Origin of the sequence: Microbispora sp. H13382, assembly GCF_014161445.1 — a bacterium.
Taxonomy (GTDB): domain Bacteria; phylum Actinomycetota; class Actinomycetes; order Streptosporangiales; family Streptosporangiaceae; genus Microbispora.
Window position 1 is genome coordinate 481681 of the sequence record NZ_JABBXA010000002.1, and the last position, 24100, is coordinate 505780.

The following is a 24100-nucleotide window of genomic DNA, read 5'->3' on the forward strand; positions in this document are numbered from 1 at the left end:
CTTTGGTTTCCTTCAAAAAAAGAGAATACTTTCGTCAATATCGATTCGGACCACCGCCTCTCTTGGCCGAATTCGTGGCGATGCAGTAAAAGCCGGGACATAAGTGGCAGGCTGACGAGATTCGGATGACTCGGGCAAGTCCCCCATTCCCTGGAAGGAGGCAAATGATCACGCGCAGTCGGATCACGGTCCTGGCGCTGGCGGTGACATTCGCCGTGCCGCTGGTCTCTCTTTCCCCGTCCGCCGCTCAGGCGGGTACGAGTGGCGCGACGGCCACCATCGCGCCCGCGTGTGTCAACCGCACTGTGTACGGCACGCCGACCGGATTCGACGTGTATCTCCAGAACAAGTGCGGCGGCACGATGTCCGTGAAGGTCATCGTGAAACAGGGAGGGGACAGCCCTTGTTACGTCATGAGCAAGGGCACAAGCAAAATCTTCGCGTACGAGGGAATCTTCGGAAAGTATGACAAAACGGTTCTGTGCTGAAACCGCCGAACGCCCTCTCCGTATCGTGCGGGCGGTACGCCTGTTCCGGACCGCAGTGACTGCCACTCCCCTGACGAGGCGGTGCAGCCAGGTCTGGGCGCAGATCCCCGCCGAGTCGTACGGGCGATCAGGGCAGGGCGTCGATCACCCGGCGGCGGAGCAGGGGCTCGTGACCGGGGTCGGCGTGGAGCGTCAGGGTCAGCCCGGACTCGGCGGCGCCGGCCAGGACGGCCAGCAGCGTGGCGAACTGCCCGGGAGGCTCGGCGTCGAGCAGTTCCTCGGCGTGCCCCACGACCAGACGGGCCGGCCCGAGGTCGCGCAGGGCGTCGGTGAGGGCGTCCCAGTTGCGGCCGAAGTACGCGGGGAGGCGCAGAACCCGTGCCACCTCCTCGAAGAAGGCGGCACGGGTCCGGCAGGCCCGGCCGTCGACGACCGCCGGGGCCGGGTCGGTGGTCACCGTGAGCCACGGAGGCAGCGGGCGTGCGGCGGAGGCCATGACAGGTCCTAGAGCCGGTAGAAGTCGGTGTAGTGGTTGGGCGAGAACCAGGTCACGCCTGTGCTGCGGTTGACGACGATCCGATACGCGTCACGCGCGGCGCCACGCGCTCGGGAGTAGACGTCGTACTCGTAGTAGGTGGCGCCGCCGGGAAGCTGGCCCTCCCGGTTGTAGAAGCGGCCGCCGGTGTAGTTGTACTTGCCGTCGGGCCAGGAGTACCAGCCGCTACTAGTGGGATACCCCTTCCCGGCCCAGATCGCGTTCGCCGAGCGGGCGTCGGCGCAGCGGGAGATCGAGCAGGAGCCGTAGACCGACGCGTGGGCGGTGACGGCGCCGGTCACTCCGGTGAGGGACACGACGGCGGTGATCACGACGGTGAGCCGTACCGCCCAGGACGGCCGGAAGCGTCGGGGAGTCCGCACGAGACCTCCTTGTGGGGGCGAGGGGACAGACACTCGCCAGCATCACCTCGAAACCGGGCCGGACCAAGGTCGGCGCAGTGAACTTTCGCCGTCTTCTCCCGTATGCCCCGGTGTGAGCCTCGGTCCCCCATGAGTCGCGCCAGGATTGCCGTATGAGCGAAGCCGTGGACAGAACGTACGCGCCGGACCCGGTGACGAAGGCCGGCTATGTGCTGGAGTTCGAGGACACCTTCGAGGGCAACGCGCTCGACGAGAGCCGCTGGATCCCGCGCTACCTGCCCCAATGGACCACACGCGCCGCCTCCACGGCCCGATACCGCGTGGGCGACGGCTGCCTGCGTCTGCTGATCGAGGAGGACCAGCCGCCGTGGTCGCCGGAGACGGAGGGCCGGATGCGCGTGTCCTCACTGCAGACGGGCGTGTTCTCCGGGCCGGTGGGCAGCGGCGTCGGTCAGCACGGGCGGGGCCGGGCCGTCGTCCGCGAAGCGCAGGAGGAGGCCCGGCTCTACACCCCCCACTACGGCCTGATCGAGATGCGCGCCAGGGCCGGCGACGATCCGCGCGCCATGGTCGCGCTGTGGATGATCGGTTTCGAGGACGCGCCCGAGCGGTCCGCGGAGATCTGCGTCTGTGAGATCTTCGGGCGTGACGTACGGCCGGACGCCGCGGCGGTCGGCATGGGCGTCCACCCGTTCGGCGACCCCGCGATCAGCGACGACTTCGCCGCCGAGGTCCTCCCCATCGACGCACGGGAGTTCCACGTGTACGCGGCCGAATGGACCCCGGACCGGGTGACGTTCCTCGTGGACGGCCGGCACGTCAAGAGCATCCGGCAGTCCCCGGACTATCCGATGCAGCTCATGCTCGGGATCTACGAGTTTCCCGACGCCGAGGGGCCGGACCGGGTGGGGCCGTACCCCAAGGAGTTCGTGGTCGACTACGTGCGGGGCTACCGGCCCGTGACGCGTTGAGCCGTACCGCGGGCGCGGCTGATGGGTATGAGGCATGTGAAGCGTCATGCCCGGATGGTCGAAGCCGATCAGCCGGCGCTCGGCCGTCCGGTGAAGGATCGGGGGATCTCATGCTGAGATGGCTCATCGTCCTGGTCGCGGCCATGGCCGCCGCACTGTCAGGGGTCACCGCGGGCTACGCGGCGCCGCCGGGTGTCAGCGACAAGGACAAGGCGTTCCTGGTCGCTGCGCATCAGGACAACCTCACGGAGATCCAGGGCGGGCAGACCGCCGAGCGGCAGGCCGCCAAGCAGTCGGTCAAGGACGCCGGCAGGAAGTTCGTGGAGGACCACACCTCCCTCGACGCCCAGCTCAAGCGGGTGGCCGAGAAGCTGAATGTCGACCTGCCGAGCCAGCCGAGCGAGAAGCAGCAGGCCGAGCTGCGCCAGCTCGCGGCCAAGAGCGGTGCCGCGTTCGACCGCGCCTGGATCGACGCACAGGTCAGGGACCACCGCAAGACCCTGCTCGCCCTGGACGAGCAGGTGTCGAGCGGAACTTCGGAGGAAGTGAAGAACCTGGCCCGGGCCGCCAAGCCGGTGGTCCAGGAGCACCTCAACCTGGTCGAGACCATCCAGAGCGGCGAGTGACGACCGGTGCCGGCCGGGGTGGGTCTCCGGCCGGCACGTCCCCTGCCCGCGGGCTCACCCGAACAGCTTGACCAGCAGCAGGATGATGAGCGCCCAGCAGACGAGACCCGCGACCACGACCGCGACGAGGCCGCGAAGCCGATATCGCTTGCCGGGTGGGCCGGGCTGCTCGTCCACGTCTCCTCCACGCCGGGGTGTGTTCCGGCGGTGTGCTGATACCCCGCAGGTCACGAGCGGCCCGTCACTGAGGGAGATGTGTTTGTTGCTGATCGTGACATGGCTCGCCAGGTCCCCGATGGAACCAGTGTGAGCGGCGCAGGGCTCCGAGTCCCCCGATTCCCGCCGAGCGCCGGCGCGCTTGCGTAGGGTGCGATCATGCGGATCTTCGCGAATCTCGCCGAACTCAAGGCGGCCAAGGGCGAGCATCTCGGATACAGCGACTGGCGGGAGATCAGTCAGGAGAGGGTGGATCTCTTCGCCGACGCGACGGACGACCACCAGTGGATCCATGTGGACCCGGAGCGGGCGAAGGACGGCCCGTTCGGCGGCACCATCGGGCACGGGTACCTCACGCTCTCGCTGCTGCCGTCGCTGGTGAGCGAGTTGTATCGGGTCGACGGCCTGCGCATGGCGATCAACTACGGGCTCAACAAGGTGCGCTTCCCCCGGCCGGTCCCCGTCGGGTCCCGCGTACGGGCCGGGGCCGAGATCGCCGACGTCAAGGGCACCCCGTCGGGCACTCTCGTGAACCTGCGCGTCACGATCGAGGTCGAGGGGGTCGACAGGCCGGCCTGTGTCGCCGACACGCTCACGCTCTTCGTTCCCCAGGAGTGACCCCTCGCGCCCTCGGTAGGGCTTCAATGGTACGGGGGCGGCTTGACCGGGGGTGGAGCGATTTATTGGCGCAAGCAGGGGTGAGGGGTCTGGTAGAGTTAAGCCCGTTGCCGGGCACCGCAGGTGAACAGGCAGCAAAGCGGCCGTAGCTCAATGGATAGAGCATCTGACTACGGATCAGAAGGTTAGGGGTTCGAGTCCTCTCGGCCGCGCATATGCGAAAGGCCCGCTACCAGGCACATTCTGGAGCGGGCCTTCTTGTTTGGCAGGACAATCTCGGGATCTTGCTAACAGGGCTGCTGACATCGGGTCCCTGTCGTTGATCGAGCGAGCGAAGATGCCCGCCGCCGAGGCTTCCGCTGAGCGGATCACGTGGGCGTAGACGAGGGTGATCGAGGGGTCTGCGTGGCCGAGCCGGGCCGCGACGACGTGGACGGGAACGCAGGCCAGGAGGAGCGTGGTCGCGTGGATATGGCGCAGGTCGTGGAGCCGGGCATGCGGGCGGTAGCGGGTCGTCCTGGTGGGTCTTGTTGTAGCGCTTGATGAGGATCGAGAAGAGCGAGCTGAGCGTGTCCGGGGTGGACGGGCTCACCCAGCCGGTCGTGAACACGTAGTCGTCGCCGCCGTCAGCCGGTCAACGCCCGCATCAGGAGGGCGGTCAAGGCTCGCGGGCACTTCCCAACGAGCAGGCCGTGCTCAAGTGCGTCTACATGGCGATCATCAGCCTGGTGCGACCGGCAAGGGCCGCAAACGCTGGATCACCCGCTGGAAAGCGGCTCTCAATGCCTTCGCGGCCGGTGGTGCTCGCCCCTCCGACACGAACTCCCATCCGCCGAGCGCCGCTCCCGCGTCGCTGCCACGCCCCCGGGCGGGACCTCATGGCCTATGCCGGATCTGCCGTTTGGCCCGCAGGCGCAACACGAAGGCGCGAATGTAATGCACGGTGCGCGCTGCTGCGAGGCTGGTGGTGACCAATAATCGTCATTCCGGTGAGCCGCCCGAACTCGGCCTGTGCGGGTCGAGGAGCGGCGCGTGCGCCGCGTCTCGAGACCCGGCCGTCGGTTTCGATACGCGACCCACGCAGCGCGTCAGCCGAGCGCGAGCGACACCCCTGCCACGACGGTGTACGCCGTCACCGCGGCCAGGATGATCGCGAGCGTGCGCCAGCTCTCGCGGGCGCGGACGCACTGCACCCCGCCGAGCGCGAACGCGAGGCCGAACAGCACGAAGCCGATGACGTCGTCCTCGCGCGGGTTCTCGATGATGCCGCCGGCGAGCCGCCAGACGATCGCGCCGACCGCGATGAGGGCTCCCGCGACGACGAGCGCCCAGAGCGCCGCGAGGAGCAGCCCGCGCGGTCGGTCCTCCGACGCGACACCGCCTGCGGGCAGGCTGCGGCGGTCGGGCGCGAGGAGCACGGTCGGCACGACGAGCAGCGCGAGCCATCCGACCGCGAAGATCGCGGCGCCGACGAGGTCCTGACCCTGGATGACCGACGAGACCACGCTGGTGATGCCCATCGCCGCGACCATCGCGACGAACCAGGCGGTGAGCGCCGACCGCCGGCGCGGCAGCACGGCGAGGACGATGCCCGCGGCGCCGACCGCGCCCATGACCGCGGCGCTCACGGTGTCGGCCGTCCGGTGCAGTTCCGGCGTGCGGGTCCAGCCGTGGTCTGTGGTGTCGGCGAAGCTCACCCACGGCGTGAGGATCGACAGCCACACGCCGAATCCGACAATGAGCAGCAGCGCGATCGCGGCGACGATGATGCGGAACGCGATGTGGCGACGGACTCGCGTGGGTGACGCGGGCGCGGACGGAAACGCTTCGGCGGACAGGGACATGGGATCTCCTTCGGATCATGAACTGGTGGACCGGGTCGTGCTCGACCAGCGTCGCGGCGCGGGGGCGCCCCGGGACAGGGCGAGGGAACCCGTCGACTCGGGCGATGTGCCCGGCCGAACGGGACACTGGCCCCGTGGCCTCTCGGGCGCGCGGGCTCCAGACTGATCCCATGTGGATCCCGAGAGCCGCCGTCGGTGCAGTCGCCGTGCTCGTCGGCGTGGCCGGCCTGGCGGGCGCGGCGGGCGAGGGGTTCGCCGCGGCCGCCTACGGCGCACGGCTCCCCCTCACGCTCGCGCTGGCCGGCACGCTGGTCGGTGTCGGATGGTCCGTCGCCGGCGCTCTCCTCGCCTGGCTCCGCCCCGCCAACGCGATCGGCTGGCTCCTCCTCGTCGTCGGGACCATGACCCAGCTCTCGCTGACCGAGGAGGCGTTCGCCGCGGCCGGATGGCTCGGTCCCGCAGCGGCCGCGGGCGACTGGATGGCACGCGCTCCCGGGCTGGTCCTCACCCTGGTCGGCGGATGGAGCATCATGGCGATGCTGGGCACGCTGCCCGCGTTCTTCCCCACCGGGCGCCCGCCCGGACGTACCTGGTGGTGGCCGGTGGGCGTCGTCGCCCTCGGCGCGGTGCTCATCCAGCTGCACTGGCTCGCGGGGCAGCCGTCGGACGGCCCGCTCGGCGCGGTGTCTTTCGTCGTGTACCTGGCCGGTGCGGCGACGATCTGGGTGCTCGCGATCGTCAGGTTGGCCAGGTCGGCCGCGCCGCGACGCCAGCAGCTCGCGTGGCTGCTCGGCAGCGTCATCCTCATCATCGTGGCGAACTTGCTCGGCGACAGCCTGGTCGCCCAGATCGCCCAGGTCACGAGCCTGTACCTACTGCCGACGGCGATCGCGATCGCGGTGCTGCGCTATCGCCTGCTGGGCATCGACGCGTCACCACGGGCGGATCCGGTGCGGATCGTAGCCGAGATCGGCACGCACGTCGGCGCGCCGGCCGACACCGACGGTGAACTGCTCACCGCGGTACTCGCCGCCGTACGGCGGTCGGTCGACGCCCCCGGCGCCCGGATCCGCGACGCCTCCCGATCGGTGATCGCGTGCAGCGGCGACCTGCAGCCCGACGCCGAGCTTCCCGCCACGGCGTTCAGCGCCACCCTGGCGGTCGGCGACATGCCGCTCGGCGTGCTCGAGGTCGCGCCGAGATGGCAGGAGGAGGGGTTCGCACGGCGCGAGGAACGGATGCTCGCCGCGCTGGCCGCGCAGGTGGCCGCCGTGCTCCACGCGCGGGGCCTGGCCGAACAGCTGGAAGCGCAGCGGGATGCCGAGATGGACGCCCGCACGCGGGAGCGCGAACGGCTCCGCCACGAGCTGCACGACGGGCTCGGGCCCGCCCTGACGGGGATGGGACTGGGGCTTGCCGGACTGGAGGACGCGATCCGGGCGTCCAGTGCGACGACCGCGCTGCAGATCACGGGGGTGCTCCGAGCTGAGGTGGCCGGGACCGTGTCGGAGGTGCGTCGCATCCTCGACGACCTGCAGCCGGCGGCGCTCGAGGAGCGCGGCTTCGCCGAGGCGATCCGGCGCGGGGTCGTCTCGGTGGCCGCGACCCTGCCGGTCAGCGTGGAGGTCGGTCCGCTGCCCGCGCTGCCGCCGAGGGTGGAGCAGACGGCCTACCGGGTCGTGGCCGAGGCGGTGACCAACGCCGTCCGCCACGCCGGCGCCACGCAACTCGACGTGTGCGTGCGCGGCGACGAGGGCGACAACCTCGTCATCGAGGTGCGCGACGACGGTGCAGGTTTCGACCCGTCCCGGCCGCCGCGCGGCGGGATCGGCCTGGCCTCGATGCGGGCACGCGCCCGCGAGCTTGGCGGCGAGGTCGCGATCAGCTCGTCGGACGCGGGCACCACGGTGACGCTGAGGGTGCCGACGGCGGTGCGGATCGCATGAGCGCGTGGGTCGATGCATCCGCCCCCGTGCGTCTGGTCGTCGCCGACGACCACCCGATGTTTCGCTTCGGCCTGCGCGTGGCGCTGACCTCCTCACCCGACGTCGAAGTCGTCGGCGAGGCCGCTGACGGCGCGGAGCTGGTCCGTCTCGTGGAGGAACTGTCGCCCGAGGTCGCGCTCACCGACCTTGAGATGCCCGGGGTCGACGGGCTCAGCGCCCTCGCCATGCTGACCGCCCGCTTCCCCGACCTCGGGGTGGTCGTGCTGACGATGCACGCCGACGACGAGCGGCTGCTCGCCGCGGTCCGCGCCGGCGCCCGCGGCTACCTGCTCAAGGGCGCGGAGCGCGAAGAGATCACCGGCGCCGTCCTCGTGGTCGCCGCTGGCGGCACCGTATTCGGCGGAGAGGTCGGCCGCCGGATCGCCGCGTACGCGACACGGCCGCTCACCGCCGCGGACAAGGTCTTCCCAGAGCTCACCGATCGCGAGCACGAGGTGCTCGGCCTCGTGGCGGCGGGGCTCGGCAACCACGAGATCGCGGCCAGGCTCGTCCTCTCCGAGAAGACCGTGCGCAACCACGTCGCCGCCATCCTCGCCAAGCTCCAGGCGCGCGACCGTGCGGCGCTCGTCGCGCGCGCCCGCGACCGCGGACTCGGGCAGCATCCGGTCGAGTGACGATCGGTCACCATGGCTGAGGTGACAGTCGTGCCGACGGGAGCATTTTGCGCTGGCCGATCTTGCTAACGGCGTCGCTAACAACGACTTTGAACGATCATGGACGGAGGTGGATTGGGATCGCGCGGTAGAGGCCCGTGGCCAGCATGTCGAAGTACTTGCGGGCAGCTATCGACGATCAAAGTTCTTGCTACGGATCAGAAGGTTAGGGGTTCGAGTCCTCTCGGCCGCGCTCAGCTCAAGGGCCCATTCCGATCATCGGGGTGGGCCTTTTTGATCTCTGTACAGCAGCGTGATACCGCAACTGCATCTACTGGCGATCCCAGAGATCCCGACCGTCGCGGCCTGAGGGGTCCATGGTGAGTAGGTCCTCGTGAAGATGCCGGACTGCTCTGCCTGTTAGTCCACCCGATGCTGTGGTCTCCATCAGTCGCCAGCCAGGGGAATCGTCTGGTGCTTCGCCGTCGCGGCCAGCGGCGGTGAGGTTGTAGAGCAGCCCGAATACCGCCTCATAGGCGGTAACTCGCGCGAGCTGGGCAAGATCGCTGCGGTTCGCACCGTGTGCGAGTAGTCGGGCCGCTGCCGGGATGTTTTCCAAGGCACCTGGAGCAGCCCAACTGTCGATCAGCTCCGGCCAGATGCGTCGTAGCGCTAGAAAGCGAGCCAGTTGAGGGATGTCTTCCGATATCTCCGAGAGAGCCCAACTGTCGGGATCCGCCGCACCCAGTGCCGCGAAGCTATCCCGCAAGGCGAGCAGTGCGGCGCGATCTTCATCATTCATTTTGATATTTCAACACAACCCGACATGAGGAAGGCCTTGCGGGTCATCCCAGGGCCCTACCTGCATTCGTGTCAGTTGGACGTTGTCTGCCGATCGCAGGCCCATTGGGGGCAAGATGGTGCCCGAGCGGTAGGACGATCGCTTCAGAATGATTTCGCCCTCGGTGACGGCGAAGGCACCCGTCTTCCCGACGAACCCAAGCCAGTGGAACGGCTGGCTGGGAACTGATGAGGGTAAGTCGTCCATCTGTAGCCGTCCGTCCTCGCAGCGCTTCAGCACGAGAGCGCCGCGTCTGTGGGCAATCGTGAGTCTGCTATCGATGAGGAAGACATCGGTCGACATGGTGCTGACGCCATGTTCCTGCAGGTCAACGGCCTCCCCTGGAGACCGTGAAGGCTTGGGGCCCTCATACTCTCCGGAGAGCCTCCCCTGACCTGGGCGATCAACCCGGTTGATGACGGGTGGCACGCTCGTTGATGGCCCCCTGTCCAGTCAGGTTTTAGTGATTCACAAGTGGCCACCAAGGGCAGCCGGAAATCCTTTCGTATGTCTGACGACGAAGGGATGACCTGCATGAACAAGACACGCAAGGCCGTAATGGTTATGGCCGCGCTCTTCTCGGTTGGCGCCGCAAGCCTGATCAGCGCCGGTCCCGCCGCGGCCATGGCGCCGACGCCCCGCGCTGCCGAGGACCTCTACAACGGGATGTACCCCTACGATATCTGCGATCTAGACCGCAACGCCTCAGGGTGTCGTGAGTACTGAACCCATTTCATCCGCTGGCGCAGGACTCCTGATCACAGCGTGATCGTGAATCACGGGTTTCGGCTGTGATGTAGAAAGACCCCTGGTAGACGGGTTGATCACCACAATCTGCCCGCCACCACCAGGGGTCTCGGATGCTGTTCAACCGTGCTGCGGTCGATCTGTCGCGTTCAACGCTGAACTACGTGGCCGGGATCAACCGGCGGCACCGCAAGGCGATCGGGTCGCCATGGCGGCGGCTAACCCCGGCCAGCAGGCCCTGCTCGTGCTGGTCTACCTGCGCAAGGGCGAGACATTTGCCGAGATCGGCGCCGGCTTCGGCGTCTCGGCGACAACCGGCTGGCGGTACGTGCAGGAGACGGTGATGCTGCTGCCGGCCCGCTCGCCCAAGCTCACCCAGGCCCTACGCAAGGCGGCCAAGGACGGGCTGACGCACCTCATCCTCGACGGCACGCTCATCCACACCGACCGGGTGAAAGCCGATCGGCCCTTCTTCTCCGGCAAGCATCGTGTACACGGTATGAACATCCAGGTCATCGCCGGTCCGGACGCAACGATTTTGTGGACCTCTGGCGCGCTGCCCGGCAAGACACATGACCTTACTGCAGCCCGCGTCTGGGGCATCCTGCGCGAGTTGGAGAAGGCGGGCATCCTCACCCTGGCCGACATGCCTACCAGGGCGCCGAGGCCACCGTCGTGAGCACGCCGTACAAGGACAGGCATAAGCCCGCCTCGCAGAAGCGAGCAACCGCGCCCACGCCGGCGGCCCAGGGGAACGCGCGAACGCGCAGCCTTCCGGCAGTGGGCATCTAAGGCTCGGTTGAAGTTTCGCGGCTCGATGGGTGTGCCGTACTTAACACGACGCAGACCATGTCGTCACCGACGTGCTCCAGGCGATGGAGATTCTGCACGGCGAGGCTGATGGCGGGCTCCGCCGCACCTGACGGCAACTGCTGTACAGCAGCGGCGTACAGCAACAGCCCCTTACGCGGTCACACTCCACAGGCCCGCACCTACCGCCGGAGCAGGGAGGCAAGCCATCAGCCAGGGATCTGCTTTTCCCTACGGATCAGAAGGTTAGGGATTCGAGTCCTCTCGGCCGCGCCACACGGAAGCCCGGATCATCAGCCGATGACCTGGGCTTTTCTGCGTTTGGATCAGTTGAGAGTGTCCGGCTGTGTCCGGCCGTCAGCCGTTGTCTACGGGTGATCCTTCCCAATACCTTCCCGCGGCAAGGGCCCCTGACCTCGCCGGTTCGCGGCGACGGAGTCGAGCATGCCGAAGGTAGCCATCGTGAGCGCGTACGCGATGCCGGCGCGATGCTTGGTGGATGCGGATGTGCGGTTTGGAGGGGGTGAGCCGTACCAGCCGTACCAGCCTCGTTTTTGCTGGTGTTGATGCTGGTACGGCTGGTACGGCTTCCCCTCCCAATCGGGACCACGGCGGCCTCGGGGAGGGGTTCGGCGGTGGGGCAGTAGCGTTCCCAGGCGTTGGCGAAATTGCCGCGGTGGTAGCCCTTGGCCTGCCCGCTTGCGAATCGGATCGTGGCCGGACGGATGTCGTACTCACGTCGGATCGTGCCGAGCTTCATGGGGGTCAGACCGGTGGGTCCGAAGTCGGCCCAGCCGCTTTCGGGGTCGGCCTTGAGCCGTTCGAGCAGTACGGCGGCGGGTAGGGCGGTGTCAGCGCCGAAGGCGGTACGGCAGTCGGCCAACAGGCGGATACGGGTGGAGGTCTGTCCGTTGTCGTCGGCCTCGGCGGTCAGAGCCAGGGCGGCGGCGCGGGCACGGTCGCTCCAGTGGGCGCCAGCGTGGTCAGCGGCGATGACCAGGGGTTCCCAGGTGTCGGCGGCGCGGTCTTCCAGCGGCATCGGGGGTTCGGCTTTGCTGCTCTCACCGGAGATCACCCGCCGCCTGATCGACCGCTACACCGCGATGGCTCCGCCGGTCAACGCCCCCGGCCTGGCTCACCTGACCGGCAGGGAGGCCGAGGTGCTGCGATTGATGGCTCGGGGGCTGTCCAACCGCGAGATCGCCGGGGAACTCTTTCTCGGCGAGGCGACCGTGAAGACGCACGTCAACCGCATCCTGGCCAAGCTCGGTGTGCGGGATCGCGTGCAGGCGGTGGTGCTCGCCTACGAGGCCGGCGTGGTGCGGGCCTCGACGCGAGGCCCGCACATAAGGATCCTGCTGACGACGGCCCTGGACGACCATCGCTGAGGCCGGACCCCGATCCGGTGAAGTACTGGTGACAGGCCGTCGTCCCAGTCTCGTCAACTCCGGCCAGGCGTGACGTTCAGTGGCCGGTGTGCTCGTGATGGCCGTGGGCATGGCGTACCTTGGCCATTGCGCGGGCGATCACCGCCAACTCGTCGGGGTCCAGAACGTCGATCAGGTTCTGGCGTACGACCTTGACGTGGCCGGGTGCCGTGCTCTTCAGGCAGGCCATGCCCTTGTCGGTGAGTGCGGCGAGGATGCCCCTGTCGTCAGAGTCGCAGCGTCTGCGCTCGACGAGCCCGCGCTTCTCCAGCCGACCGATCTGATAGGTCAGTCCGCTCTTGGTGATGACGACCCGGCGGGCCAGTTCGGACATGCGAAGCTGCCAGTCGGGGGCGTCGGCGAGGTGGACGAGGATCTCGTACTGCGGATGGGTGAGGTCGGAGGCCTCTTTGAGCTGTTCTTCGATGAGTCGTTCGAGCAGGTGGCTGGCTGAGACGAACTCGAGCCAGGCCGCCATCTCGCTCTCGTTCAGCCATCGCACGTCCGTCATCTCCCCAGGATATGTTCAAAACTGAACGACCAGGCTAGTCTGGCCTGTGTCGTTCAAGTTTGAATGAATCGGGGTTTCATGATCCACAAGTTTCGGCCGGTTGCGCTGCTGCTCGCCCGGGTCGCCGTGGGCGTCATCTTCATCGCATACGGCTGGCAGAAGCTCTTCGTCAACGGCGTCGCCGGGACGACCCAGTTCTTCGAGTCGATCGGTGCGCCCATCCCCGCCGTGACGGCTCCGCTCGTTGGGCTACTGGAGGCGGTCGGGGGAGCGGCCCTGGTGCTTGGGGCGCTGTTGCCGGTGGCAGGCACGCTGCTGGCGCTCAACATGATCGGAGCGATCATCCTGGTTCACGGGGCCAACGGCCTGTACGTGGACAAGGGCGGCTACGAGTTCGTCCTGGCGCTCGCCGCGGCGGCCCTGGCCATCGGCTTCACGGGCGGCGGCATGCTGGCCGTCGACGACCTGTGGAAGCGCCGTGGTTCGGAGAAGCTCGCCGCCACGGCTCACTGAGAGCGGCACGCCCCTCTCGCCGGTTTCGGCGAGAGGGGCTTTTTCGATCTATCCCTGATCTGGTGTCCCTTCATCTGGGCGCCATCTGGACGCCTGGCACGCGGGAAGGACGCCGCTGCGGGTTAACGCCGCAGTCGCAGCCGGCGGAGGCCGAAAACGATCGACGCGAGCAGCGGCCACAGCATCCAGGTGTAGAGACCGGCGAGCCATGCGGTGTCGAAGAACGCCGATGCACGAGCAGCCCGATCACGCTGCTCAGGCCGATCGCGCGCTTCGGTCGGCCCAGTAGAGCGCTCGCAATGGCCTCCGTCGCCGCTCGCTTATCGCCCTCCACGAGGTGCGGTGGTTGTCAGGCGGCGCGTAAGCCTGTACGGGGAGCCTGTCGGGACAGGCTGACAACACGATCTCCTTGTGGACGGCGTGAGCGATCCGAAACCGTGGATCCGCTGCAGGAATCACCTGCCGGCGTTCGACACCAGGAGAAACGATGAAGCTGCCTGCATGCGCCGCCGCCCTCGGGGCGGCCGCCCTGCTCGCTTGCTTGACCGGAGCGTTCGGGATGTCGGCGGCACAGGCAGCCGACGCCAGGGCCCTTCCGAGCGTGAACATGGAAGCCACTGTCAAGGCGGCCCAGATCGACCCGCGGCGGTCTGACGACACGCTGACCCCGGGCGCCAAGGCCAGCGTGCTCCTCGTCGAGCGGGCGTTGCGTGACCGGCACCTGCTCGACGCGAAGTGGGTGGACGGTTACTTCGGCACCACGACGGTCGTCGCCTTCGCGAAGTTCCAGAGGTCGCTCGGCCTCACTGGTCTCGCCGCCAACGGCCTTCCGGGCAGGGCGTCGCTCACCAGGCTCGGAGCCGGCCGTTTCACGGTCACCCACATTATCGGGGCGGGTGCACGGGTATCCGCCGGCGGCGTCGTCATCGACACCCGCACGCGGAGCATGCTGGTCGAGGCGAAGCGGCTGCTCGGCCGCGACCTCGTGCTGCTGCAGGGGTCGTACAACCGCGGCGGCGACCCCACGTCCGCGGGCACCCACGACGGCGGCGGCGTCGTCGACATCTCGGTCAAGGGGATGAATTCCGTCACCCGGATCGCCGTTGTCCGTGCGTTGCGACGTGTCGGCTTCGCGGCATGGCTGCGTAGCCCCGATCAAGCCGACTGGCCATGGCACATCCATGCCGCCGCCATCAACGACACCGACCTCTCCAGCCAGGCCCAGCATCAGATCGGTGACTACTACCTCGGTCTGAACGGGCTCGCCGGCCGTGGCCCGGACGACGGCCCGAAGGTGACCACCCGCACCTGGGAGGAGTACCAGCGCCGCTGAGCATCCGACACCCAGGCTGCACAGACACGAAGGAGAACACCATGGGAACGCTTGACAAGATCCTCGCCACGGCGGCCGCCGCGATGGTGCTCGGCGGGGCGGTGCTCGCCACCGCCTCGCCCGCCTCGGCGGCCACCCGCAACGGCGTGTGCGAGACCGGCGAGTTCTGTTACTACTTCAACAGCAACAACCAGGGGTCGCTCTCCGACTTCACCGGATCCGTCGGCGGCTACGGCACCGAGCAGCCATCCTGCTTCGACTTCAAGGGACCCGGCACCGGCAAGGGCAAGTGCGTCAAGAACGCCGCCGCCTCGGTCTGGAACCGCAGTGGTAAGACCGTCCGGGTCTACTTCAACAGCAACTACGGCGGCAGCGTCTACCAGGACTTCGCGCCCGGCGCCAAGGGCAACCTCAAGCCCGGCCTCAAGAACCAGAACGCCTCCCACCAGTTCGGCCCGTCGTCATCGGCGCGCGTCAACATGTCGTACGCGCTGTACCAGACCGGCGGCGGCTACATCAGCTGCGGTTTCGACGGTTACGTCCACACCTCTGGCCGGCACGAGGGTATCGACATCAAGCGCAGCGAGGGTTCGGATGTCCACGCCCTGGTCAGCGGTCAGATCATCAACGTCGTGCACGGGCGCAACGGCGGCTCCGGGCTCTCCACGATCGCCATCTACAACGCCTCGCTGAACAAGACGATCATCTACCTGCACTCCGCTCCGCTGTCCTCGCTGCGTGTGGGCCAGCAGATCGCGCGCGGCCAGATCATCGCGGACGAGGCGTGGCACGGCGTGTCGTCCCGCAGCGCCGCGCACACCCACGTCGAGATGCGTCCTGGACGGCAGAAGCTCGCCGCCAAGAGCGTCCGCGACCCGAATCTGAGCAACCCGAACCCGAACTCGTTCTGGAACTCCCAGGGCTACAACGTCCGCTAGCGCACCGCGGCCCCCAAGAAGAGGAAGGCGACTGTGTCTCCACGAACTGCACGGCTGATCTCGCGGCCCGCCGCGGCGGCCGCCGCGCTGGTGGTCGGCGCGGCGGTGCTCGCCACCGCTTCGCCCGCCTCGGCGGCCACCCGCAACGGCGTGTGTGAGACCGGCGAGTTCTGTTACTACTTCAACAGCAACAACCAGGGATCGGTCTCGGACTTCACCGGATCGGTCGGCGACTACGGCACCCGGCAGCCCTCCTGTTACGACTTCAAGGGACCGGGCACCGGCAAGGGCAAGTGCGTCAAGAACGCCGCGGCCTCGGTCTGGAACCGTAGCGGCAAGACCGTCCGGGTCTACTTCAACAGCAACTACGGCGGCAGCGTCTACCAGGACTTCGCGCCCGGCGCCAAGGGCAATCTCAAGCCCGGCCTCAAGAACCAGAACGCCTCCCACCGGTTCCTGAGCTCCGCGCCGCCGACCGGGTGCAAGACCGACGGCACGGACAGCAGGCTGCCCACGACGATCCTCGTCTACCGGGAATCCCTCAACCGCGTGGACCGGGTGGAGTTCAAGACCTACATCAAGAACGTCCTGCCGAACGAGTGGCGGTCGCACTGGCCGAGGGAGTCTCTCCGGGCCGGGGCGATCGCGGTCAAGAACTTCGGCTGGTACTGGGCGCTGAGGTCGGCGAGCAAGACGCCCAGCGGCCAGTGCTACGACGTCACCGACCACACGTCCAGCCAGATGTACAAGCCGGGTTCGGCGACGGCGGCGACGAACGCCGCGGTGGACGCGACCTGGGGCATCCGGATGACGCGCAACGGGAAGATCTTCAAGGCGCAGTACTGCTCCACGACGACGGCCTGCCGCCACTGGGTGACCGGCGACTGGATGTCGCAGAACGGCTCTCGCGACAAGGCCGAGGCGGGCTGGAGCTACTCCAGGATCCTCAGGTACTACTACAAGGGGATCGCTCTCACGTCCTGAGCAGCGGGAGGCGGTCCGCCCCTGTTCCCCGCCGTGTCGTGCACGGCGGGGAACAGTCGTCAGCCGACGATGACCTGGAAGTTGAGTGGCCGGCCTCCGGGGAACGCGACCCGTCCCGAGCCCTCCATCATCTTGAACCGCACATAGCACAGGCCTGGCTTCGTCGGCGTGGTGATGTCGGTCCGGATGTCGACCATCTCTCCGGGGCGCGTGTCCTTTATCGGTATGTCGGGGACGGTCTGGCATTGATCGGGTTGCTGCGGGAGGTCGATGCGATGCAGCGAATATCCCTTCCACGGCACGGTCCCAGCGTTCTTGAGCCGCCATACCTTGGTCACGGTCTGACGGGGGCCGACGCGCGTGCAGTCGGGCAGCGTGATGTCTCCGATGAACTTCGCCGAATCACCCTCGTGCACAGGCGGGCTCCACGGCGGGTTGGTGGCGCGCACCGGGCAGTCGGCTGCCGACAGCCCGGTCTTCGATGCGCTCTCGGACGGGTTCACGTTGTGCCCGTCGGTCCCGGAGCCACGATTGACGGCGACCGCGATGAGAACCACTGCCGCCACACCGGCGGCCGCTACCGCGAGCGCGGCCGCGGCCGGGCGGGTTGGCCGGAATCGCCCTCGGCCCCCCGGCACGGAGGGGACTGGCTGGACGTCGCCCGCAATCTCATGGGGCGGCGGCGTAGGCGGAGATGCCGGGGCCACACCAGCCGGCCGCGGGGCTTGCGGCCCGGTGGCGCCGGGCACGGCACGATCTTCCGCGATGTCCGTGGCGGAGGCTTCGAGTCCATCAGGCGGACCGGCCCGCAAGGTGCCCGCGCGGCTTGAAGGATCTCCGGCGCTCGCCGATCTGACCGCTAAATTCGCCCTCTCCCAGCGTTCACGGTACGCGGCCGAGTCTGCGCCGCACGCCTTGACGAACTCGACGGTGGTCTCCCAACTCGGGAGCCGGTTACCCTTCGTGGCTTCGTGCAGCGTCGTGTGGGAGATCGCCCCCGACCGGCCAGACATTTCTCGGAAAGGTGGGTTGCCGACCGATTTGCGAAGTTCTCGCAGTGCCGCCGCGAAGTCCTCGATCGCCTCCGCCCGTGCGGGCATGTCGTCCACCGGGTGAAGCTAACAGCGCCCACGGTATCCACTCAAGCTTACGGAGCATCTCGCATACGTCCTCCTGCGCCTCGCTCGCCGCGGCAGGGTTGGGAGTGGCCTGCACCCAGATCGTCTCCGTCGACGTAGCTTCGGCCAGCTCCACGCCCGGCTGGATCAGCTCGAAGAAGATCGCCAGACAGCCGCACGTCCAGGCCGGAACGAGCTCTCGGCTGGTGGGCGTGGGATCGAGCCGGTTCCGCAGAGTGCGTGGTCGATCAGCGTGGAGGCCGCTCCAATTTGACGCAGGGAGCGGTCCTCGGAGTTCGCGTTCTCGGTGGACACCGAGACGACGACGCCCCGCCGGCCGTCCTCGGTGAAGCCGTTCCTCGTCATGAATCCGACGATGTCTCCGCCATGGCCCCAGTAGTTTCCGCCGCACGACAGCGGGATGGAGAACAACCCGAGGCCGTACCGCGCTCCGGGAAAGGCTTGTCGCACCTCCGCGTCGGTGGCGACGGTCCGTTTCATCTGGTCGAGTTCCGCCGGGCGCAGCAGCCTGCCGCTGAGGAGAGCGCGATAGAACCGGTCGAGGTCGGCGGTGGTCGAGATGATGGCTCCGGCGGCGTCGGCGGTGTAGGGCGCACGGGTTCGGGTGACGTCGATGAGCGTGCCGTCAGGGTACCGGTCGTAACCCTCGGAATGCGGGTCCGGAACGTCCGGGGAGAGGCCCGGCACACTGGTGTTCCGCAGACCGAGCGGACGAAGGATGCGCCGGTCGACCTCCTCGGACCACGGGCGGCCGGTCACCCGTTTGATGATCATCCCGAGCAGGACGTACCCGGCGTTGCAGTACCTCCATGACATCCCGGGCGCGAAGTCGGGCCGGTGCCGCATGGCCTCTTTCACCAACGCGTCCGGCGGGACGATGTCGAACCGGTGCCGGTAGTAGTCGGCCGGTGTCTCCTGTCCTTCGTCGCCTTCATGGATACCACTCGTGTGCTGGAGCAGCTGACGAACAGTGATCTTGCTGCCGTCGTTGCCGTTGCCGTGCACCACGCCGGGCAGCCGACGTTCGACCGTGTCGTCCAACGACAGCTTCCCTTCCCCCGCCAACTGCAGGACGACCGTCGCAACGAACGTCTTGGTGGAGCTGCCGATCCGGAAATGATCGTCCGGCTTGACCGGGCGCCTGGTGCCGGTGTCGCCGAAACCACTGGTGGCCACCAGGTTGTGGCTGTCACGGGTCGCACGCGCCTGGACCCCTGTCGCCCCGGTCGCGGTGATCGCATCGGCGTCGCGCTGCAACCGGCTCTGGTCGTACGGCTGTGGCGCGGCCGTACGCGTCGCGGCCGGCCCGCATGCCGCTGCCCCGAGCACACTCGCCAGGATCATTACCGACGCCACAAGGCGCGCCCGGGGCCCACGCGGCTTCGGCGCTCTCACGTACCGTGATGTCCCCCTGACCGTGGGATCCATGTGTGACCGATCAGCCGAGCCGGGAGAAACGCCGGGCGGCCACGACCAGTGTGATCACGGTGAGAGCGGCGACGACGGCCATTTCGGCAGGCGGCGACAGACGCAGGTCGCCCCAGCTGAGCGGCTGGGACAGCATCGCCCGTCCGCGCGGGAACCGAACGATTCCGGTGGTGTGGCGCATGGCGTCCACGGCATAGGTCAGCGGGTCGAGGCGGGACAGCCACGCCAGCCAGCCCGGCAGCGCGCTGATCGGGAACATCGTCCCGGACAGGAACATCAGGGGGGCCATCAGGACACTGAGCACAGTGGTCAGCGTGCGGGGTCGCCGGACGAAAACCGCGACCGCCGCGGCCAGGACCGTCAGCGCGAACGACGTCAGCGCCAGTTCGGCGGCGAGCATCGCGAACGCCGCGGGCCGGTACGGGACGTGGAGCAGCCCGGCACTGGCCAGGATCACCATGCCGTGGCAGGTCGCGACCGTCATGCCGCCGAGGCATTTGCCGATCAGCAGGGTGCTCCGCGACACGGGGGCGACGAGCATCTCACGGAGGAAACCGTCCTCCCGCTCCCAGACGATCGACGCGCCCACGGACATCGCGGCGGGTTGCGCGGCCATCACCAGCACACCGGGGAAGAAGAACGTCAGATAGTCCGACGCGGACCCCGCGCCGGAGGCGGCGAAGAGCCCTCCCAGACCGATGCCGAGGATGAAGAGGAACATCAGGGACTCCACCAGGGACACCAGCGTGCCGACCCGATCGCGGAGGAAGTGCAGCATCTCCCGCCGCCACACCATGCGCGCGGCGACGAGTTCGGCGGCGAGGCCGCGGCCGTACGCGGCGCGTGGCACAGTGCCGCCGGCCATCAGCGGCCTCCCCCGGGCTCGTCCCGGATGTGGTGCCCGGTGTGATGGAGGAAGACGTCGTCGAGGCTGGGCCTCGTGACTGTCAGCTCGTGGACCGGGACGTCCAGGCCCGCGCACAGCCGGGGTACGAGGCGGGCTCCGTTCTCCGCCTGGACGCGCAGGCCTCGCGGTCCGGCGACGGCCTCGATCCCGAAGCGTTCGCGCAGCGTCGCGGCCGCCGCCACGTCGTCACCGGTGCGCAGGTCGATGCGGTCGGCGGCGAGCGTCGACTTCAACTCGGCGGGCGTGCCCTGGGCGACGATCCGTCCGTCGTCGACGATGGCGATGCGGTCGCACCGCTCGGCCTCGTCGAGGTAGTGCGTCGTGAGGAAGATCGTGATCGTCTCACGTTCACGCACCTCGCACAGGTGTGCCCAGAGCCGGTCGCGTGCCTGCGGGTCCAAACCGATGGTGGGTTCGTCCAGGAACAGCACCCGTGGCCGGTGCAGCAGGCCACGGGCGATCTCCAGACGGCGGCGCATCCCGCCGGAGAAGGTCCGTACGAGGTGGTCACGCCGTGCCGTGAGCCCGGCCAGGTCGAGCATCGCGTCGATCCGGGCGGCCAGCCCGGCCTTGGGCATGGCATACAGGTCGGCGTGGAAGCGGAGGTTCTCTGCGGCGGTGAGCTCCCCGTCGAGCGTGCTCTCCTGGAAGACGATTCCGAGACTTCGCCGCACCGGGCCGGGCGCGGTCCGGGTGTCGTGACCGGCCACCTCGATGCGGCCCGCGGTGGGCACGGCAAGTGTGCACAGCATCGCGATGATCGTGCTCTTGCCCGCGCCGTTCGGGCCGAGGAGGCCGAACGTCTCGCCCTGCTCGACCGTGAGGTCGACGCCACGCACGGCGTCCACGTCCGGATAGGACTTGTGGAGGCCGGTCGCCCGTATCGCGGGAACGCCCTGGCACCGGCGTGCGGTGGGCGGCGCCTGGGCGCTCCGATGGCCGGTTCCGAACACGGTTCCTCCCTCAGGCCTTCCTCCGCATGCGGCGCGATGACGGCGTCGTGCCCACTTCTTTCATCCGCCGGGTACTGGATCGAGGAGCAGGGGGGACGGGACCCGGTCGGGGTGGGCCAGGCGCAGGAAGTGCATGCCGAGGCCGGATCTCCCGATCATGAGTCCGGGGAAGAAACCCGCTGTGTCCTGGATGAGACCGTTCTGGGTGTCATCGAAGTGCCGCCATTGCTCGTGCGCCTGGACGTTCGCCTCCAACCGGAAGGTCGGCTCGTCGTGCAGCCTGGCGAAACGCAGGAACAGTTCGGCGTTCCCCGACCGGCCGTGGCAGAGCGTGTCGTTCCGCAGCCGGGGGAAGTTCCGTAGCGTCGCCGTGAGGGCGTGGTGCGTGTCCCGCAGCAGCGACTCGTCGTCGCCGTCGAGGAGCGCCCAGCTCGCGATGCGGCTCAGGCCGATGCCGGCGGCGCCGTTGCACCAGGCGTTGGCGTAGTAGCGGCCGTCCTGCAGTACGCCGCCGGGGCTGGTGCGCAGGTCGTACCAGTCGTTCGTGGTCTCGTCGAAGTGCCGGGCCTCATAGGCCAGGGCACGGCGTCCGGCGATCACGTACTCCGTCCGGTCCGTCAGCCGCCCGAGCCGGATCAGCGCCCATCCGATACCGGCCGCTCCGTGGGCGAAGCCCGTCAGATTGGCCGGGGCGATGCGAGGATCGGGCGGCGGCCAGCTCAGCGTGCCGGCGTCCGCGACGGCGCGGCGCAGCAACACTCTCGCGCACAGATGCGCCTGGTCGACGCCCTCGCCGTCCGCCTCGGAGGCGAGCCCGAGCAGCACCGGGATGAGGCCGGCGGCACCGCTGAAGACGTCCAGTGCCGTGTCGGCCTCGATCCGGGATCGGAGGTCCTCGCTCAGGCGCACGGCGAGCCCGAGCAGTTCGCGGTCCCGCCAGAGGCGGTGCAGGTGAGTGAGCAGGTAGATCAGGCCGCCGACGCCTGTGAAAGCGCCGATCTGCCGGCGATCGGTGGCCGCGACGGCGTGGGACAGGGCCCGTTCGGCCGCCCGCCGGAACTCCGGTCGCGGAACGATCTGGTCGAGGTAGGCGAGGAACAGTGCGATGCCCGCCGCCCCGTCGTACAGGTCGCCGCCGATGTCGACCCGTACGGGCCCGTCCGGGCTGATCTCGTACGACGTCCACGGTGCGGGCTCCGACGGCTCGCGGAGCATGGCGCACAGGCGCTCGCCGACCCGGCTCGCCTGTTCGGCGGCGGCGGACACGAAGGCCGGGCTGGCGACCTCACTCGTGCGCAGGCCGGCCGCGATGTAGCGGCGTTGCCGCTCGCGGTTGTCCACGGACAGCGACCGGATCCGCTGCGCGGCGCAGCCGAGCGGAGAGGTGTCGAGGTCGATCGCCAGCGGCGTCGTGTGGTCGTGGATGAGCGGCCCGCCGCGGGCGTCCATGGTGAAGATCGGTATGTCGAGCCGCCACATCGACTCGACCTCCCGCTCCGCGAGCCGGCCGTCCCGGTCCCAGCTCTGCAGGAAGGTACGAACCGTGCCGAGGGTCAGGTCGACCTCCAGGGGGTCGACCAGGCACCTGGGGTGCCGGGCGTGCTGCAACAGGTTGACGTAGAGCTGGGTGGCCCAGTTGACGAACCGGACGGAGACGCCGCCGAACATCTCCGTCACCGCGCGTACCGCCGCGTCAGGCCGGCGCTCGAACCATTCGTGCACCCGGCCGAACCCCTCCATGATCGCTTCGGTGAAGTCCTCCGGTCGTACGACCGTGTCGCCGACCAACACCCGGTTATGAGTCCCCGGCTCGACGCGCACGCCGGTCATGTGCGTCACCGACGTCCGGAAGCTGTCGCGCCGCTCTTCGAGGCAGGGCACGGGCATCGGGAGCTCGTACGCCTCGCCTCCGGAGTAGCCGCTGGCCCGCATCAGGTCACCGGAGCCCGCCGCGCGCGGCCACTCGAGCAGTCCGGTTCTGAACACCGAGTCCAGGAGGGTGCCCGGCGGTCGTGCCTGACCACGTAAGAGCACGCTGAGGGCGGTCTCGCAATCGCAGACGTGGGCGTGACCGTCGGCGACCAGAACATTCTCCAAATGCAGGTCGTCTCCGCCCAGTACGTAGAAGATCCCCAGGTGACCGCCGAGTTCCCGGTAAAGCCGCTCGACCTCCTCACGGGTCGTCACATGGTTACGGCCCGGGGGGATCCGCTCCTCATAGCCGTACCCCGGCCGTGGCAGGACGGCATACGGCGCGAAATCGAGCACTCCGTCGTCGCGTAGCCGCGCGAGCAGTTTCTGCATCGTCGCCTCGGCGGCGATCGAGCGCGGCTTGTAGACGAACGAACCGGTCGCCCCGCTCACCAGCCGAGCCTCGACAAGGGCGACGGTGCGGGCTCCGGCGTGGTGATCGGAGATCCCCGGCCGCAGTGACAGGAACGATGAGATGTCCTCCCCGAAGATCGTCTGGCCGATCGCCGCGGCATCCGCCTCGAGGCGCTCGACGAGCTCGCATCCGAAGTCCGCCAGCAAGGCGGTGATGTGCGCCAGCCAGCGTCCCAGGACCGGGAACCCGAGATGGAAGCGGTGGTGGTCGGCCGCCTCGGCGAATGTGGCGTCGAGGTACGCCCGGAAGTCCTCACGGGTCGCCCGTGCCCTGTCGATGCCCGCCTCGGCGCAGTGAACCTTCGCGTCGGCCTCCACGGCCCACGCGAGTGACAGCTCGAAACGCTCGAAAAGATGCCGCTGCAGATCGTCGGTCATGCGACGGCTGAATCGGCCCGGATGGCAGGCCCGGGCGGCGTCCATCCGGCGGCCGAGTTCGAGGAGGAACGGCTCGCAGGCGATGGCGAGCCGACCGTAGTAGATCTCGGGGCGCCGCCAACTCGCGTCCTGCGCATCCTGGGCGGAGCGGTCGAACCCGCCGAGTGCGGCCTGGTAGGTCGGCAGCCAGGAGCGCTGCACCTCGGCGAACACCGCCTTGGTGTCGTCGTCGGCATCGCGCAGGCCGAGCTCGTGATGCCGGAAGGCGGTAAGCGCCCGCCGGAGGTCGTCCCGCCCGGGGGCCGCCGGCGCGGACGGGTCCGGTGCCCTGACGTCCGTCTTCACGGCCAGCCGCTGGGAGATCCGGTCGATCTTCCAGGCGTCGAATCGGGGAAGCGGGTCAGCGAACGTCGCCGGTCCGGTGGCCTCCAGTCCGGCCAGGATTCGCAGACGTTCGGCGAGGTTCGCGGCAGCGGCGGCGATGTCGACAAAGGAGTGGTGGTCGCCCAACGGTCGGACTCCTTTT

General features: G+C 68.5%; 24 protein-coding genes, 1 tRNA gene and 2 pseudogenes. 14 read left to right on the forward strand and 13 right to left on the reverse strand.

Translation table 11 applies throughout. The features are described 5' to 3' along the window. Positions 1 to 164 precede the first annotated feature (164 nt). Positions 165 to 488 (forward strand): beta-Ig-H3/fasciclin, encoded by a 324-nt coding sequence (locus HHX41_RS06185; protein ID WP_182905129.1) that lies wholly within the window; start codon positions 165 to 167, stop codon positions 486 to 488. A 127-nt stretch (positions 489 to 615) separates the two neighbouring features. Here the strand turns inward: HHX41_RS06185 and HHX41_RS06190 are convergent, their stop codons facing one another. Together HHX41_RS06190 and HHX41_RS41605 are read right to left on the reverse strand one after the other, a co-directional pair. Next, positions 616 to 984 carry a barstar family protein gene (locus tag HHX41_RS06190; RefSeq protein WP_182905130.1) on the reverse strand — a complete coding sequence of 123 codons (369 nt, stop codon included), beginning with the start codon at positions 982 to 984 and terminating at the stop codon, positions 616 to 618. 8 nt (positions 985 to 992) lie between these two features. After that, positions 993 to 1406 (reverse strand): ribonuclease domain-containing protein, encoded by a 414-nt coding sequence (locus HHX41_RS41605; protein WP_182905131.1) that lies wholly within the window; start codon positions 1404 to 1406, stop codon positions 993 to 995. Positions 1407 to 1558: 152 nt separating this feature from the next. Between HHX41_RS41605 and HHX41_RS06200 the strand changes: the two genes are divergently transcribed. Together HHX41_RS06200 and HHX41_RS06205 are read left to right on the forward strand one after the other, a co-directional pair. Next, complete coding sequence (locus HHX41_RS06200) at positions 1559 to 2377, forward strand: glycoside hydrolase family 16 protein (protein ID WP_182905132.1); 819 nt, start codon at positions 1559 to 1561, stop codon at positions 2375 to 2377. Between the two features lie 110 nt (positions 2378 to 2487). Beyond that, positions 2488 to 3003: a DUF4142 domain-containing protein gene (locus tag HHX41_RS06205; RefSeq protein ID WP_182905133.1), complete on the forward strand. Its 516-nt coding sequence runs from the start codon at positions 2488 to 2490 to the stop codon at positions 3001 to 3003. A gap of 54 nt (positions 3004 to 3057) precedes the next feature. Here the strand turns inward: HHX41_RS06205 and HHX41_RS40225 are convergent, their stop codons facing one another. Beyond that, positions 3058 to 3180 carry a hypothetical protein gene (locus HHX41_RS40225; protein ID WP_259400651.1) on the reverse strand — a complete coding sequence of 41 codons (123 nt, stop codon included), beginning with the start codon at positions 3178 to 3180 and terminating at the stop codon, positions 3058 to 3060. A 198-nt stretch (positions 3181 to 3378) separates the two neighbouring features. On the opposite strand from HHX41_RS40225, the gene HHX41_RS06210 reads away from it, so the two are divergent. Both HHX41_RS06210 and HHX41_RS06215 read left to right on the forward strand, forming a co-directional pair. Further along, positions 3379 to 3837 carry a MaoC family dehydratase gene (locus tag HHX41_RS06210; protein WP_169984078.1) on the forward strand — a complete coding sequence of 153 codons (459 nt, stop codon included), beginning with the start codon at positions 3379 to 3381 and terminating at the stop codon, positions 3835 to 3837. 139 nt (positions 3838 to 3976) lie between these two features. Beyond that, a tRNA-Arg gene (locus HHX41_RS06215) sits at positions 3977 to 4049 on the forward strand. Here HHX41_RS06215 and HHX41_RS06220 read toward each other — a convergent pair. Then, a pseudogene (locus tag HHX41_RS06220) lies at positions 4015 to 4326 on the reverse strand (tyrosine-type recombinase/integrase); the annotation flags it as partial. The gene HHX41_RS06215 and the pseudogene HHX41_RS06220 overlap by 35 nt on opposite strands. A gap of 599 nt (positions 4327 to 4925) precedes the next feature. After that, positions 4926 to 5681 carry a hypothetical protein gene (locus HHX41_RS06225; RefSeq protein WP_182905134.1) on the reverse strand — a complete coding sequence of 252 codons (756 nt, stop codon included), beginning with the start codon at positions 5679 to 5681 and terminating at the stop codon, positions 4926 to 4928. A 170-nt stretch (positions 5682 to 5851) separates the two neighbouring features. Between HHX41_RS06225 and HHX41_RS06230 the strand changes: the two genes are divergently transcribed. Next, entirely contained in the window at positions 5852 to 7627 is a 1776-nt protein-coding gene (locus HHX41_RS06230) for a sensor histidine kinase (RefSeq protein ID WP_182905135.1), read from the forward strand. Next, positions 7624 to 8301: a response regulator transcription factor gene (locus HHX41_RS06235; protein ID WP_182905136.1), complete on the forward strand. Its 678-nt coding sequence runs from the start codon at positions 7624 to 7626 to the stop codon at positions 8299 to 8301. Before HHX41_RS06230 ends, HHX41_RS06235 begins: the two co-directional genes overlap by 4 nt. Before the next feature lie 310 nt (positions 8302 to 8611). Here HHX41_RS06235 and HHX41_RS06240 read toward each other — a convergent pair whose 3' ends face one another. Continuing rightward, a complete protein-coding gene (locus tag HHX41_RS06240) occupies positions 8612 to 9082 on the reverse strand; it encodes a hypothetical protein (protein WP_182905137.1) in 471 nt (156 codons plus the stop codon). Positions 9083 to 9595: 513 nt separating this feature from the next. Here HHX41_RS06240 and HHX41_RS06245 point away from each other — a divergent pair. Next, positions 9596 to 9847 carry a hypothetical protein gene (locus HHX41_RS06245; protein WP_182905138.1) on the forward strand — a complete coding sequence of 84 codons (252 nt, stop codon included), beginning with the start codon at positions 9596 to 9598 and terminating at the stop codon, positions 9845 to 9847. 134 nt (positions 9848 to 9981) lie between these two features. Further along, a pseudogene (locus HHX41_RS06250) lies at positions 9982 to 10638 on the forward strand (transposase family protein); the annotation flags it as partial. A gap of 278 nt (positions 10639 to 10916) precedes the next feature. Here the strand turns inward: HHX41_RS06250 and HHX41_RS40230 are convergent. Beyond that, complete coding sequence (locus HHX41_RS40230; protein WP_259400652.1) at positions 10917 to 11717, reverse strand: DUF3631 domain-containing protein; 801 nt, start codon at positions 11715 to 11717, stop codon at positions 10917 to 10919. 13 nt (positions 11718 to 11730) lie between these two features. Here HHX41_RS40230 and HHX41_RS40235 point away from each other — a divergent pair, with 13 nt between their 5' ends. Continuing rightward, positions 11731 to 12066, forward strand: a complete 336-nt coding sequence (locus HHX41_RS40235; protein ID WP_396794098.1) for a response regulator transcription factor — start codon at positions 11731 to 11733, stop codon at positions 12064 to 12066. Between the two features lie 76 nt (positions 12067 to 12142). On the opposite strand, the gene HHX41_RS06260 is transcribed toward HHX41_RS40235, so the two are convergent. Then, complete coding sequence (locus tag HHX41_RS06260) at positions 12143 to 12616, reverse strand: MarR family winged helix-turn-helix transcriptional regulator (protein WP_182905141.1); 474 nt, start codon at positions 12614 to 12616, stop codon at positions 12143 to 12145. A gap of 78 nt (positions 12617 to 12694) precedes the next feature. Here HHX41_RS06260 and HHX41_RS06265 point away from each other — a divergent pair, with 78 nt between their 5' ends. The 4 genes from HHX41_RS06265 to HHX41_RS06280 all read left to right on the forward strand — a co-directional run bounded on the left by HHX41_RS06265 (position 12695) and on the right by HHX41_RS06280 (position 16384). Then, complete coding sequence (locus HHX41_RS06265; protein WP_182905142.1) at positions 12695 to 13129, forward strand: DoxX family protein; 435 nt, start codon at positions 12695 to 12697, stop codon at positions 13127 to 13129. A gap of 487 nt (positions 13130 to 13616) precedes the next feature. Next, on the forward strand, positions 13617 to 14462 hold the full coding sequence (locus tag HHX41_RS06270; RefSeq protein ID WP_182905143.1) for a peptidoglycan-binding protein: 846 nt from the start codon (positions 13617 to 13619) through the stop codon (positions 14460 to 14462). A 41-nt stretch (positions 14463 to 14503) separates the two neighbouring features. Continuing rightward, entirely contained in the window at positions 14504 to 15400 is an 897-nt protein-coding gene (locus HHX41_RS06275) for a peptidase inhibitor family I36 protein (protein WP_182905144.1), read from the forward strand. A 33-nt stretch (positions 15401 to 15433) separates the two neighbouring features. Further along, complete coding sequence (locus tag HHX41_RS06280) at positions 15434 to 16384, forward strand: SpoIID/LytB domain-containing protein (protein WP_182905145.1); 951 nt, start codon at positions 15434 to 15436, stop codon at positions 16382 to 16384. Between the two features lie 59 nt (positions 16385 to 16443). Here HHX41_RS06280 and HHX41_RS06285 read toward each other — a convergent pair whose 3' ends face one another. The 5 genes from HHX41_RS06285 to HHX41_RS06305 all read right to left on the reverse strand — a co-directional run bounded on the left by HHX41_RS06285 (position 16444) and on the right by HHX41_RS06305 (position 24084). After that, positions 16444 to 17484: an NBR1-Ig-like domain-containing protein gene (locus tag HHX41_RS06285; protein WP_259400738.1), complete on the reverse strand. Its 1041-nt coding sequence runs from the start codon at positions 17482 to 17484 to the stop codon at positions 16444 to 16446. Positions 17485 to 17649: 165 nt separating this feature from the next. Continuing rightward, positions 17650 to 18867 (reverse strand): serine hydrolase, encoded by a 1218-nt coding sequence (locus HHX41_RS06290; RefSeq protein ID WP_182905147.1) that lies wholly within the window; start codon positions 18865 to 18867, stop codon positions 17650 to 17652. A 94-nt stretch (positions 18868 to 18961) separates the two neighbouring features. Further along, positions 18962 to 19816 carry an ABC transporter permease gene (locus HHX41_RS06295; RefSeq protein WP_182905148.1) on the reverse strand — a complete coding sequence of 285 codons (855 nt, stop codon included), beginning with the start codon at positions 19814 to 19816 and terminating at the stop codon, positions 18962 to 18964. Further along, positions 19816 to 20811 carry an ATP-binding cassette domain-containing protein gene (locus tag HHX41_RS06300; protein WP_182905149.1) on the reverse strand — a complete coding sequence of 332 codons (996 nt, stop codon included), beginning with the start codon at positions 20809 to 20811 and terminating at the stop codon, positions 19816 to 19818. Before HHX41_RS06300 ends, HHX41_RS06295 begins: the two co-directional genes overlap by 1 nt. A gap of 60 nt (positions 20812 to 20871) precedes the next feature. After that, entirely contained in the window at positions 20872 to 24084 is a 3213-nt protein-coding gene (locus HHX41_RS06305; RefSeq protein ID WP_182905150.1) for a type 2 lanthipeptide synthetase LanM family protein, read from the reverse strand. Positions 24085 to 24100: the final 16 nt, after the last annotated feature.

Coding starts and splice junctions, on each gene's coding strand:
- HHX41_RS06185 (WP_182905129.1), top strand. CDS start 165: ATGATCACGCGCAGTCGGATCACGGTCCTGGCGCTGGCGGTGACATTC.
- HHX41_RS06190 (WP_182905130.1), bottom strand. CDS start 984: ATGGCCTCCGCCGCACGCCCGCTGCCTCCGTGGCTCACGGTGACCACC.
- HHX41_RS06200 (WP_182905132.1), top strand. CDS start 1,559: ATGAGCGAAGCCGTGGACAGAACGTACGCGCCGGACCCGGTGACGAAG.
- HHX41_RS06205 (WP_182905133.1), top strand. CDS start 2,488: ATGCTGAGATGGCTCATCGTCCTGGTCGCGGCCATGGCCGCCGCACTG.
- HHX41_RS06210 (WP_169984078.1), top strand. CDS start 3,379: ATGCGGATCTTCGCGAATCTCGCCGAACTCAAGGCGGCCAAGGGCGAG.
- HHX41_RS06225 (WP_182905134.1), bottom strand. CDS start 5,681: ATGTCCCTGTCCGCCGAAGCGTTTCCGTCCGCGCCCGCGTCACCCACG.
- HHX41_RS06230 (WP_182905135.1), top strand. CDS start 5,852: ATGTGGATCCCGAGAGCCGCCGTCGGTGCAGTCGCCGTGCTCGTCGGC.
- HHX41_RS06235 (WP_182905136.1), top strand. CDS start 7,624: ATGAGCGCGTGGGTCGATGCATCCGCCCCCGTGCGTCTGGTCGTCGCC.
- HHX41_RS06240 (WP_182905137.1), bottom strand. CDS start 9,082: ATGAATGATGAAGATCGCGCCGCACTGCTCGCCTTGCGGGATAGCTTC.
- HHX41_RS40230 (WP_259400652.1), bottom strand. CDS start 11,717: ATGCCGCTGGAAGACCGCGCCGCCGACACCTGGGAACCCCTGGTCATC.
- HHX41_RS06260 (WP_182905141.1), bottom strand. CDS start 12,616: ATGACGGACGTGCGATGGCTGAACGAGAGCGAGATGGCGGCCTGGCTC.
- HHX41_RS06265 (WP_182905142.1), top strand. CDS start 12,695: ATGATCCACAAGTTTCGGCCGGTTGCGCTGCTGCTCGCCCGGGTCGCC.
- HHX41_RS06270 (WP_182905143.1), top strand. CDS start 13,617: ATGAAGCTGCCTGCATGCGCCGCCGCCCTCGGGGCGGCCGCCCTGCTC.
- HHX41_RS06275 (WP_182905144.1), top strand. CDS start 14,504: ATGGGAACGCTTGACAAGATCCTCGCCACGGCGGCCGCCGCGATGGTG.
- HHX41_RS06285 (WP_259400738.1), bottom strand. CDS start 17,484: ATGCCCGCACGGGCGGAGGCGATCGAGGACTTCGCGGCGGCACTGCGA.
- HHX41_RS06290 (WP_182905147.1), bottom strand. CDS start 18,867: ATGATCCTGGCGAGTGTGCTCGGGGCAGCGGCATGCGGGCCGGCCGCG.
- HHX41_RS06295 (WP_182905148.1), bottom strand. CDS start 19,816: ATGGCCGGCGGCACTGTGCCACGCGCCGCGTACGGCCGCGGCCTCGCC.